This window comes from Streptomyces sp. NPDC004752 (assembly GCF_053601275.1).
Window position 1 is genome coordinate 47,094 of record NZ_JBSGBN010000060.1, and the last position, 10,743, is coordinate 57,836.

The 10,743-nt window shown below is 72.4% G+C and carries 11 protein-coding genes; 7 read left to right on the plus strand and 4 right to left on the minus strand.

The window, feature by feature from the left end; genetic code table 11:
- Positions 1 to 22: 22 nt before the first annotated feature.
- A complete protein-coding gene (locus ACWEKM_RS24480; RefSeq protein ID WP_451623341.1) occupies positions 23 to 1,579 on the minus strand; it encodes a TldD/PmbA family protein in 1,557 nt (518 codons plus the stop codon).
- Between the two features lie 239 nt (positions 1,580 to 1,818).
- Between ACWEKM_RS24480 and fabG the strand changes: the two genes are divergently transcribed.
- From fabG to ACWEKM_RS24495, 3 genes are all read left to right on the plus strand, one after another.
- Positions 1,819 to 2,523 (plus strand): 3-oxoacyl-[acyl-carrier-protein] reductase, encoded by a 705-nt coding sequence (gene fabG, locus ACWEKM_RS24485; protein ID WP_451623342.1) that lies wholly within the window; start codon positions 1,819 to 1,821, stop codon positions 2,521 to 2,523.
- Positions 2,524 to 2,528: 5 nt separating this feature from the next.
- Positions 2,529 to 3,296: an enoyl-ACP reductase FabI gene (gene fabI / locus ACWEKM_RS24490; RefSeq protein ID WP_451623343.1), complete on the plus strand. Its 768-nt coding sequence runs from the start codon at positions 2,529 to 2,531 to the stop codon at positions 3,294 to 3,296.
- 204 nt (positions 3,297 to 3,500) lie between these two features.
- Positions 3,501 to 3,851 (plus strand): hypothetical protein, encoded by a 351-nt coding sequence (locus tag ACWEKM_RS24495; RefSeq protein ID WP_451623344.1) that lies wholly within the window; start codon positions 3,501 to 3,503, stop codon positions 3,849 to 3,851.
- Here ACWEKM_RS24495 and ACWEKM_RS24500 read toward each other — a convergent pair.
- A complete protein-coding gene (locus ACWEKM_RS24500) occupies positions 3,829 to 4,521 on the minus strand; it encodes a FadR/GntR family transcriptional regulator (protein WP_451623345.1) in 693 nt (230 codons plus the stop codon). The two genes, ACWEKM_RS24495 and ACWEKM_RS24500, sit on opposite strands and share 23 nt — an antisense overlap.
- A 70-nt stretch (positions 4,522 to 4,591) precedes the next feature.
- On the opposite strand from ACWEKM_RS24500, the gene ACWEKM_RS24505 reads away from it, so the two are divergent.
- The 4 genes from ACWEKM_RS24505 (at position 4,592) to ACWEKM_RS24520 (ending at position 7,968) form a co-directional block, all read left to right on the plus strand.
- Positions 4,592 to 5,926, plus strand: coding sequence for a CynX/NimT family MFS transporter (locus ACWEKM_RS24505; RefSeq protein WP_451623346.1), 1,335 nt, complete (start codon positions 4,592 to 4,594; stop codon positions 5,924 to 5,926).
- A 953-nt stretch (positions 5,927 to 6,879) separates the two neighbouring features.
- The gene (locus ACWEKM_RS24510; RefSeq protein WP_121893209.1) at positions 6,880 to 6,996 is read left to right on the plus strand and encodes an SGM_5486 family transporter-associated protein; all 117 of its coding nucleotides are present in this window, start codon (positions 6,880 to 6,882) and stop codon (positions 6,994 to 6,996) included.
- A gap of 169 nt (positions 6,997 to 7,165) precedes the next feature.
- Positions 7,166 to 7,372: a hypothetical protein gene (locus ACWEKM_RS24515; RefSeq protein WP_451623347.1), complete on the plus strand. Its 207-nt coding sequence runs from the start codon at positions 7,166 to 7,168 to the stop codon at positions 7,370 to 7,372.
- A 77-nt stretch (positions 7,373 to 7,449) separates the two neighbouring features.
- Positions 7,450 to 7,968 carry a SixA phosphatase family protein gene (locus ACWEKM_RS24520; protein WP_451623348.1) on the plus strand — a complete coding sequence of 173 codons (519 nt, stop codon included), beginning with the start codon at positions 7,450 to 7,452 and terminating at the stop codon, positions 7,966 to 7,968.
- Positions 7,969 to 8,099: 131 nt separating this feature from the next.
- Here the strand turns inward: ACWEKM_RS24520 and serB are convergent, their stop codons facing one another.
- Positions 8,100 to 9,308, minus strand: coding sequence for a phosphoserine phosphatase SerB (gene serB / locus ACWEKM_RS24525; RefSeq protein ID WP_451623349.1), 1,209 nt, complete (start codon positions 9,306 to 9,308; stop codon positions 8,100 to 8,102).
- A gap of 358 nt (positions 9,309 to 9,666) precedes the next feature.
- On the minus strand, positions 9,667 to 10,530 hold the full coding sequence (locus ACWEKM_RS24530; RefSeq protein WP_451623350.1) for a streptophobe family protein: 864 nt from the start codon (positions 10,528 to 10,530) through the stop codon (positions 9,667 to 9,669).
- Positions 10,531 to 10,743: the final 213 nt, after the last annotated feature.

The following is a 10,743-nucleotide window of genomic DNA, read 5'->3' on the forward strand; positions in this document are numbered from 1 at the left end:
CGGCCGATTCCGATGCCACCGTTCACCGACCGGCCTCCTGCGTAGTGTTGAGGATGTTGACGCCCTTGAAGAGAGCGGAGGGGCATCCGTGGGACACGGCGGCCACCTGTCCCGGCTGGGCCTTGCCGCAGTTGAAGGCGCCGCCCAGCACATATGTCTGCGGACCGCCGACGGCCGCCATGGAACCCCAGAAGTCGGTGGTCGTGGCCTGATAGGCGACGTCCCGCAGCTGACCGGCGATCCGCCCGTTCTCGATCCGAAAGAAGCGCTGCCCCGTAAATTGGAAGTTGTAGCGCTGCATGTCGATGGACCAGGACCGGTCGCCGACGACGTAGATCCCGCGGTCGACGCCCCCGATCAGGTCCTCCGTGGACAGCCCGGCCGGGTCCGGCTGGAGTGACACGTTGGCCATGCGCTGTACGGGCACATGGCTGGGCGAGTCGGCGAACGCGCACCCGTTGGACCGGTCGAAGCCGGTCAGCTTCGCGATGCGCCGGTCCAGCTGATAGCCGACCAGCGTGCCCTCCTTCACCAGGTCCCAGGACTGGGCCGCGACGCCTTCGTCGTCGTACCCGATGGTGGCCAGGCCGTGTTCGGCGGTGCGGTCACCGGTGACGTTCATCAGCGCGGAGCCGTACTTGAGCTTGCCCAACTGGTCGAAGGTGGCGAAGGAGGTGCCCGCGTAGGCGGCCTCGTAGCCGAGGGCCCGGTCCAGCTCGGTGGCGTGGCCGATGGACTCGTGGATGGTCAGCCACAGGTTGGACGGGTCGACGACCAGGTCGTACAGGCCCGGCTCGACACTCGGCGCGCGCATCTTCTCGGCGAGCAGCTCCGGGATCCGCGCCAGCTCGCCGTCCCAGTCCCAGCCGGTGCCGGTCAGATACTCCCAGCCGCGGCCGACCGGCGGTGCGAGGGTGCGCATCGACTCGAACTCGCCGCTGGACTCGTCGACCGACACCGCGGTCAGCTGCGGATGCAGCCGCACCCGCTGCTGCGTGGTCACGGTCCCCGCGGTGTCGGCATAGAACTTGTTCTCGTGCACGGTGAGCAGCGCGGCGTCCACGTGGTGGACGCCGTCCGCCGCGAGCAGCCGGGCGCTCCAGTCGGTCAGCAGCGCCGACTTCTCCTCGTCGGGCACCGAGAACGGATCGATCTCGTACGACGAGATCCACGTCCTGTCGGCGTGCACCGGCTCGTCGGCCAGCTCGACCGTCCCCCACTGCCCGGAAGGCGTGGGAGGTGCCCCCACCTCCGACCCGGCGGCCCTGATCACCTGCGCCGACAGCTTCGCCATCGCGACGGCCTGTGCGGCGACCTTGGCGGCGGCGTCCAGGGTCAGGTCCACCCCCGACGCGAAGCCCCACGTGCCGCCGTGCACGACCCGCACCGCGTACCCGAGGTCGGTGGTGTCGGACGATCCGGCCGGCTTGGCGTCCCGCAGCCGCCAGGACCCGCTGCGCACCCGCTCGAACCGGAAGTCCGCGTGCTCGGCCCCCAGCGCACGCGCGCGTGCCAGCGCGGCGTCGGCGAGGGCCCGCAGCGGAAGCGCCGTGAAGGCGTCGTCGATGGAATGAGGCACGGAGGTCTCCCTGCTGTCGTGGCCTGTCGGGTCCGATCATGTCGCGCGACCGGGCCGGCGGACCACACGTTTCCCTCGGGTGTCCGCCCTTTCTGTAGGGACCCGACAGTGACCCGCGCGCGCCACTGTCGGTGCCAGCTTCCTCGCGGAAGGGGTGCTGACGATAGGTTTTCGATGAAGCCGCCTGTCATCCAGGTGTTCGGGCGGATGTGTCAGACCGCAATCGAAAGGGTGATCCGTTGAGCCGCTCGGTTCTCGTCACCGGAGGCAACCGGGGCATCGGCCTCGCCATCGCCCGCGCTTTCGCCGACGCCGGCGACAAGGTCGCGATCACGTACCGCTCGGGCGAGCCGCCGGCCGGCTTCCTCGCCGTCAAATGCGACATCACCGACCCCGAGCAGGTGGAGCAGGCATACAAGGAGATCGAGGCCGAGCACGGCCCGGTCGAGGTGCTGATCGCCAACGCCGGCGTCACCCGGGACCAGCTCCTGATGCGGATGTCCGAGGAGGACTTCACCTCGGTCATCGACACCAACCTCACCGGTACCTTCCGGGTGGTCAAGCGTGCCAACCGGGGCATGCTGCGCGCCCGGAAGGGCCGCGTCGTCCTGATCTCCTCCGTCATCGGGCTGCTCGGCTCCGCCGGGCAGGCCAACTACGCCGCCTCCAAGGCCGGGCTGGTCGGCTTCGCGCGCTCCCTCGCCCGCGAGTTGGGCTCGCGCAACGTCACCTTCAACGTCGTCGCCCCCGGTTTTGTGGACACCGACATGACGCGGGCGCTCAACGACGAGCAGCGCGCGGGCATCCTCGCGCAGGTGCCGCTCGGGCGTTACGCGCAGCCGGAGGAGATCGCCGCGACGGTGCGGTTCCTCGCCTCGGACGACGCGTCGTACATCACTGGAGCCGTCATCCCCGTTGACGGCGGACTGGGAATGGGTCACTGATCACCATGAGCGGAATTCTCGACGGCAAGCGCGTCCTGATCACCGGTGTGCTGCTGGAGTCCTCCATCGCCTTCCACGCGGCCAAGCTGGCCCAGGAGCAGGGCGCGGAGATCATCCTGACCGCGTTCCCGCGGCCGACGCTGACCGAGCGCGTAGCCAAGAAGCTGCCGAAGCCCACCAAGGTCATCGAGCTGGACGTCACCAACAACGAGCACCTGGGCCGGCTGGCCGACATCGTCGGCGAGGAGCTGGGCGGCCTCGACGGCATCGTGCACTCCATCGGCTTCGCGCCGCAGGACGCCATGGGCGGCAACTTCCTGAACACCCCGTTCGAGTCCGTCGCCACGGCCATGCACGTCTCGGCGTTCTCGCTGAAGTCCCTCACCATGGCCTGCCTGCCGCTGATGCAGAACGGCGGCTCGGTCGTCGGCCTCACCTTCGACGCCCAGTACGCCTGGCCGCAGTACGACTGGATGGGCCCCGCCAAGGCCGCCCTTGAGGCCACCAACCGCTACATGGCGCGGGACCTGGGCAAGCAGAACATCCGCTGCAACCTCATCTCCGCAGGCCCCATCGGCTCCATGGCCGCCAAGTCCATCCCGGGCTTCGAGGACCTGGCCTCCGTGTGGGACTCCCGCTCCCCGCTGGAGTGGGACCTGAAGGACCCCGAGCCGACCGGCCGCGGGATCGTCGCCCTGCTGAGCGACTGGTTCCCGAAGACCACCGGCGAGATCATCCACGTGGACGGCGGTCTGCACGCCATCGGCGCCTGATCGCCCGACGCACGCCCGACGGCCGAGGCCCTCACCCGCAGCGGACGCTGACCAACAGCGTCCCGCAGGGGTGGGGGCCTCGGCCGGTTTGGGCGTCACCCGTTCGGCCCACCGGCCGGGCGCGGACCAGCCGCGACCGCGCACTCTGGAGTACCAGTTCCCCTCGCGGATTCCCTCCCCAGCCCGGCCGAGGAGGTTCCCCTTGTGCGCCTGCCCCGCAGCCTGGCCTCGGCGACCGCGGCCCTCGCGCTCGTGCTGTCCCTGCCGTACGGGGCGATGCCCCACGCGCGCGTGCGTGACGACGGAAAGGCCGCTCCACGACTGTTCGGGGCGGAGTGCCGCACGGCCGTCCGCGGGTCCCAGGTGGTGGCCTACTGTCACAACCCGTACGTCGACGTCGATCACGTGCGCCTGCACATCGAGTGCGCCAGCTGGTGGGATCTGGACACCGACGGCGAACCGGTCGACGCCGGTCCCGCGATGACCGTACGGCTGACGGGCCGTTGCTGGAAGGACGTCGGCTCGGTGTGGATCAGCCACCAGAAGGCGGACTGAGCCGGCTCGGGCGGCACAGGAACGGATAGCTCGCCGCCTCCCGCCCGGCCGCCTCCGCGTCGCCCGTGCGGATCGCGTCGACCAGCCGGGAGTGGTCCATGTGCGTCCAGGGTGTCAGATCGGCGCCCACGTCCGCGCGCAGCCAGTCCCGCAGCACCTCGCCCAGATCGGCGTACATGGCCGTCATGACGTCGTTGTGGGAGGCGGCCACCACCACCAGGTGGAAGGAGGTGTCCGCGGTCACGAAGGCCTCCGCGTCGCCCGACTCCCAGGCATCCTCGCGCCGCACGAGAAGGGCCTCCAACTGCTTCAGGTCCTTCTCGGTGCGCCGCCGCGCGGCCAGCCTCGCGGCGGCCGGCTCCAGCGTGGAGCGCAGCTCGGCGATGTGCCACGGGTCGGCCTCGGCGAAGCGGCGGTGCATCACGCCCGCCAGCTCGCTGGTCGCCACGACATAGGTCCCGGAGCCCTGCCGGATGTCCAGCAGGCCGTTGTGGGCGAGCGCGCGGACGGCCTCGCGGACCGTGTTGCGGGCGACGCCGAGCTGCTCGACCAGCTCCGGCTCGGTCGGGATGCGCGAGCCGACCGGCCACTCGCCGGTGGTGATCTGGTTCCGCAGCTCGGCGATGACCTGCTCGGACAGCGCCGAGCGGCGGGGGTGGCTCAGAGGCATGGCACACCTTCGCACGCGAGGGCTGGGTGGCGGCGACACGGGAATGGACAACGAATCATCCCATCATTCTATGATGTCTTTCATGGCAAGCGAAGAAACCCGCACGACAGACACGGCGACGCGGACCGGGGACGCGCCGCCCACCGCCTCCGACGGCGCGTCCGGCGCGCCGCACGGCATCCCGAAAGCCGCGGTGGGCGCCACGCGCGCGTGGGCCACGCGTCTGGTCGTCGTCGGCATCGTGCTCGCCGCAGTGAACCTCCGTCCCGCCATCACCAGCCTCGGCGCCCTCCTGGAGGAGGTCCGCGACGGGCTCGGCATGAGCGGCAGCGTGGCCGGGCTGCTCACCTCCGTACCCCCGCTCTGTTTCGCCGTCTTCGGCGTCACGGCCCCGCGGCTCGCCCGTCGCTTCGGGCCGGGCGCGGTGGTGTGCGCCGGCATGGCCGCGATCACCGCGGGCCTGATCATCCGGCCGTACGTCGGCGGCACCGCCGGATTCCTTGCCGCCAGCGCCCTCGCGCTCATGGGCATCGCGGTCAGCAACGTCCTCATGCCGGTCATCGTCAAGCGCTGGTTCCCGGATCGGGTGGGCTCCATGACCGGCCTGTACTCGATGGCCCTCGCCCTCGGCACCTCGCTGGCCGCCGCGGTCACCGTGCCCATGACCGATGCGCTCGGCGGCAGCTGGCGCGTCGGGCTCGCCGTATGGGCCGCGCTCGCCGCCGTGGCGGTGCTGCCATGGCTGCCGCTGGTCCGGGACCGGCAGCCCGCCCCCGCGCGGCAGCCCGCGCACGAGGCGGATCAGCGGGCCGCCGCCCCGCTGCGGATCACCCGCAGCCGAACCGCCTGGGCACTCGCCGTCTTCTTCGGGCTCCAGGCCACCGCCGCCTACATCACCATGGGCTGGATGGCGCAGATCTTCCGCGACGCGGGCGTCTCCGCGGGTACGGCGGGACTGCTGCTCGCCGTCACCATGGTCATGGGCGTACCCCTGGCCTTCGTGATCCCGCGCCTGGCCACCCGGATGCCCCACCAGGGGCCGATCGTGCTCGCGCTCGGCGTCTGCGGCCTGGCCGGCTATACGGGCCTGTACCTGGCCCCGGCCGGCGGCGCCTGGGCCTGGGCGCTGCTGCTCGGCATCGCCAACTGCGCCTTCCCGCTGGCCCTCACCATGGTCGGCATGCGGGCCAGGACCGGCACGGGCGTCGCCCAGCTCTCGGCCTTCGCACAGAGCACCGGCTATCTGATCTCCATACCCGGGCCGCTGCTGGTCGGGGTGCTCTACCAGCACAGCGGCGGCTGGGGCCTGCCCATCGCCCTCATGGCCGGCCTCATGGTCCCGCAGATGGCGGTGGGCATACTCGCGGGCCGCGACCGGACGGTGGAGGACGAGGCGACCCGCTGACGCCCCAGGCGCGTCCGCCCTTACGGCCGGCCTGGGGGCCGTTTGGCGCTGCTGATGGTCCGGGATCCGTCGCAGGCGTCGATGGCCCCGGGAACCCGCCTGTTGCTGCCCGGCCCGTTGATCGTCCGGGATCCGCCCGGCCCGCTGTGCGGCCCGCCGATGGCTCGGGATCCGTCGGACCCGGTGCTGGCCCGGGGCCGCCTGGAGCTTCCGAGGTCTGGGATCCGTCGGCCCCCCGATGGCAACGGGATCTGCCAGTCTGCTGGTCGGCCCGCTCATGGCCCGTGACCCGCCGGACCCCGCCGACGGCTCGGGGACCGTCCTGATGCTGCCGACGGTCCGGGATCCGCCTGAGCCGTCGATGGCCCCGGGACCCGCCGGACCCGCTGACGGCCTCGGGATCCGCCCGTCTGCTGGTCGGCTGGCTGATGGTTCTGGGATCCGTCCGGTCCCGCTGCCGGCCTGGGGGCCGTTTGGCGCTACGGACGGTCCGGGGGCCGTCGGTCTGTTGGTCGGCCCATCGACGGCCGGGGCCGCCCGGTGTTGTCGACGGCCCGGAATCCGTCGGACCTGTTGAACCTGTTGGGCCTGTCGATGGGGGGATCGGGCTGTCTGCTGGTCGGCCTGCTGGTCGGCCGGGATCCGTCGGATCCGTCTGTGGCCCCCGGGACCTGCCGGTCTGCCGGCGGCCCGCTGACGGCCTCGGGTTCCGCCAGACCCGTTGTCCGGCTCCGGGCCCCGTTCGCCCGTCGTCCGCCCCCGAACCTGCCCGGGGCGCTGCCCGGCCACAGCACCTGCCTGGCCCGCTTGTGGCTCGTAGACCCCAGCCCTCGAACCCCAGCCCTCGGCCCCCGGACCCGGCCCCCTGGTTCCTCGCCCCGGCGGAACCCGTCGGGGCCGTTTTCGGTGCCCCGGCGGCCCGGGCGCGGGCGCAGGGTGCAAGACTGGGCCGCATGCCCGTGCTCGACCCGAACCCCCAGAACGGCCAGAAGAAGATGCTGATCGTCTTCGGCTCGTTCTTCGCCATCTTCGTGCTCATCGCCATCGTCGCGACCATCGCGTCCCCCTGACCCCACCACCGGCGGCACATGGTGGGGCCAGCCCCACCATCCCCTAGGGGGTGAGTGTCAGGGTGAAGTGGGTGGATCACCGGATGGGTTGGCGCCCGCGCATTCCCTACCTTCGAGATGTGACCGCGACAGGCGGTCACCGACCACTCGGAGACCAGTGGAGGCGATCATGCCGGCCCGTACGCACACCCGGCCTCACCCGGCGACCACGGGCGGCGTCGACATCCGGCTGCCCTGGTGGGCGCTGACCCTGCCCGTGCTCGCCTTCCTCGCCCTGCTGGTGCTGCTCCTCAACCCCTCGAACGCCCAGGCGGCCACGGGCGAGCCGGCCATCACCCACCTCCTCGAACGCGCGCAGCAACTGCTGCCCCGCTGACCCGGGGCGGCCGGGCCGGTGCGGTCGCCTGTCAACTCCCTGCGCCCCATGGCCTGTTTCATGCGAAGCTGGATCTCATGAGCGTCGCAGAACCCCGTAGGATCGTTCTCTTCCGGCATGCGAAAGCCGACTGGCCACAGGTGACCGACCATGAGCGGCCGCTCGCCGAGCGGGGCCGCACGGACGCGGCGGTGGCCGGCCGCAGGCTGGCCGACAGCGGCATCTCCTTCGACCTGGCCCTGTGCTCCACCGCGGTGCGGACCCGCGAGACCTGGAAGCTCGCCGTGCAGGAACTCCCGCACCGGCCGAAGACCGTCTACGAGGAGCGGCTCTACGAGGCATCGCCCGGCGAGATCATCGCCGTGCTGAACGAGGTCTCCGATGACGCCCGCAACCTGGTCCTGGTCGCCCACAACCCCGGTGTGCACGGCCTGGCCGAGATCCTGTCCGGTTCCGCCGACGGCGACGCGGGCGAGCGGATGAGGCGCCGCGGTTTCCCGGCCGCCGCCTTCGCCGTGCTGACCTTCGACGGCTCGTGGAAGGGCCTGGAACCCGGCGCCGCGGCGCTGGCGGACTACTGGGCGCCCTCCGACTGATCCTCGTACGACCTGATCCCCGTACGACGTCGACGGGCCCGTACCGCCGCGCGGCGGTACGGGCCCCGTCCCGTGTCACTCCATGGCCGCGGTGCCGGGCCCCGAGCCGGGGCGGAGGCCGTCCCGGCGGCTCAGTCCTCGTCGTGGGCGTCCGCCGCCTCCACCTCTTCGCGGGTGATGCCCAGCAGATACAGGACCGTGTCCAGGAAGGGCACGTTCACCGCGGTGTGCGCGGCCTCGCGGACGACCGGCTTGGCGTTGAAGGCGACGCCGAGACCGGCCGCGTTCAGCATGTCCAGGTCGTTGGCGCCGTCACCGATCGCCACCGTCTGGGCGAGCGGGACGCCGGCCTCGGCGGCGAACCGGCGCAGCAGTCGCGCCTTGCCCGCCCGGTCGACGACGTCCCCTATCACCCGGCCCGTCAGCTTCCCGTCGACGATCTCCAGGGTGTTGGCGTGGGCGAAGTCCAGTCCCAGCCGTTCCTTGAGATCGTCGGTGACCTGGGTGAACCCGCCGGAGACCACGCCGACTTGGTAGCCGAGCCGCTTCAGAGTGCGGATCAGCGTGCGCGCACCCGGCGTCAGCCGCACTTCGCCGCGCACCTTGTGCACGATCGAGGCGTCCAGCCCCGCCAGCAGCGCCACGCGCGCGTGCAGTGACTGCTCGAAGTCCAGCTCCCCGCGCATCGCGGCTGCCGTCACCTCGGCGACCTGCTCCTCGCAGCCGGCGTGCGCGGCGAAGAGTTCGATCACCTCGTCCTGGATGAGGGTCGAGTCGACGTCCATGACGACCAGCCGCTGCGCCCGCCGGTGCAGGCCCGAGGCGACGACTGCTATGTCGACACCGAGCGCCGCGGCGTCGGCCACCAGGGAGGTGCGCAGCGGCTCGGTCTCCACGCCGGACACCGCGAACTCGACCGCGGTCACCGGGTACTTGGCGAGCCGGAAGATCCGGTCGATGTTGCCGCCGGCCTTCGCGATCCGGGCGGCGATGGCGGCCGTCGACTCGGCGGTGAGTGGATGGCCGAGGACGGTCACCAGGGAACGGCCGAGTCCGCGCGGACGGTTGTCGCCGCGCCCGGAGATGATTTCCGCCTGCATCTTCATCGAGTCGGCCCAGCCGTGCACCGTGGCCCGCAGATCACCCTCCAGCCCGGCGGTCGGCTGGGTCACGAGCGCGCAGAGCACCAGTCGGCCGCGGGTCACCACCTGCTCGATGTCGACCACGTCGACGGAGAAGGCGGCAAGGGTGTCGAAGAGACCGGCCGTGATGCCCGGCCTGTCCTTGCCGAAGATCTTGACGAGGAGGGTGGGGAACTCGGAAGTCTGCGCAGTGCTCATGGTGCATCCACCGTATCCGGCACCCAGTGCCCGACGCCTCCGAGGTCCGCCTGGCGGACACGGAACAATAGGTGTCGGGTCGGTGTCCGAAGCCTTGCGGCACAGCCACGACCTGGGCCCCTGGTGATCTGCCCGCGCGACTGACCAGTGCCGTCGTACGACTCGGCGGCGCCGTCGCGTGGTGCGGCCGCCCGGCCCGCCCCGTCGCGCCGGGCCCGCCCTCGCACGTCCGCGTCCCCGCACCGGGTGTCGCCTCGTTCGCCCCTGCGGTGACCGCGGCCGGCGGCGACGGGGTCACCGCGTGCCGTCGCCGCGAGACGCGTTCCTCGCGACCGGCCGTCTCCCGTCCCGGCATGGCTCAGCGCCTTCCGTCCGGCCCTCTCGGGGGCGCCGCGGGCGGAGGTGGCGGAGGCGGCGGGGGAGGCGGACCGTCGTCGGGGTCGTCCACGGGCGGGTTCCCCGTGGGCGGTCCGGGGCGGTGCCGGGGCCAAGGCGGCGGGTCGAGCGGCCGGGCCACGGTGGCGGCACCGTACACATCGCCGGGTGGCGGCGGGCCGACGGGCGGTCGGGCCTGGTCGGCCCCGTGCGCCCCGGAGCCCCCGGGGTCCCGCAGTTCGTTCCGCAGCTCGTCCGGCAGCCGGAGATAGGGATTCGTACGGGGGTTGGGCGGTCGGTACGGCGCCCGGGGCGTGTAGGGCCCGCTGCCCCCGACGCCGCCGAGGTGCCCGTACGCCGGTCGGCCGGCGCCGCTCGCCAGGTCACCCAGGGCCAACGGTGCCGCCTGTCGGCCCGCGGCGCCCGACACCCAGGCGAGCAGCGCGCCCGCGGCACCCGCCCCGGCGCCCCAGGCGGCCCCGAGGAGCAGGGCCGTACCGAGATGCCCGTGCAGTTCGACCCCGGCGCCCAGTGCGTCGAGGCCCAGCACGGACAGCGAGGCGTCCACGGAGACATCGGCGAGCCAGGCGAGCAGCGGCAGCGTCAGCGCGGTCGCGACCCCCAGCCGCAGCGCACAGCGCCCCACGAACCCGAGGACCCCGGAACCACGCGGCCCGGGACTATACGAGCCCGCGGTCCCGGTGCGGGCTGCGGTTTCTGCGCTGGACACGGTCTCTGCGCCGGGTGTCCCCGCGCGGCCTGTGGCCGCTGCGCCGGGTGTCCCTGCACCACCAGCGTTCCCCGCGCAGGGCGTCCGTGCACCGCCCGCGGTGCCCGCGCCGAGCATCCTCGCGCGGCCTGCGGTCTCTGCGTCGGGTGTCCCTGCACCAGCCGCGGTACCCGCGTCGGGTGTCCCCGTGCCACCTGCGGCTCCTGCGTCGGGTGTCCGCGCGCGGTCTGCGGTCTCTGCGCCGGGTGTCCCTGCACCAGCCGCGGTGCCCGCGTCGGGTGTCCCCGCGCGGCCTGTGGCCGCTGCGCCGGGTGTCCCTGCACCACCAGC

Coding starts and splice junctions, on each gene's coding strand:
- fabI (WP_451623343.1), top strand. CDS start 2,529: ATGAGCGGAATTCTCGACGGCAAGCGCGTCCTGATCACCGGTGTGCTG.
- ACWEKM_RS24500 (WP_451623345.1), bottom strand. CDS start 4,521: ATGCCTCTGAGCCACCCCCGCCGCTCGGCGCTGTCCGAGCAGGTCATC.
- ACWEKM_RS24505 (WP_451623346.1), top strand. CDS start 4,592: ATGATGTCTTTCATGGCAAGCGAAGAAACCCGCACGACAGACACGGCG.
- ACWEKM_RS24510 (WP_121893209.1), top strand. CDS start 6,880: ATGCCCGTGCTCGACCCGAACCCCCAGAACGGCCAGAAGAAGATGCTG.
- ACWEKM_RS24515 (WP_451623347.1), top strand. CDS start 7,166: ATGCCGGCCCGTACGCACACCCGGCCTCACCCGGCGACCACGGGCGGC.
- ACWEKM_RS24520 (WP_451623348.1), top strand. CDS start 7,450: ATGAGCGTCGCAGAACCCCGTAGGATCGTTCTCTTCCGGCATGCGAAA.
- serB (WP_451623349.1), bottom strand. CDS start 9,308: ATGAGCACTGCGCAGACTTCCGAGTTCCCCACCCTCCTCGTCAAGATC.
- ACWEKM_RS24530 (WP_451623350.1), bottom strand. CDS start 10,530: ATGCTCGGCGCGGGCACCGCGGGCGGTGCACGGACGCCCTGCGCGGGG.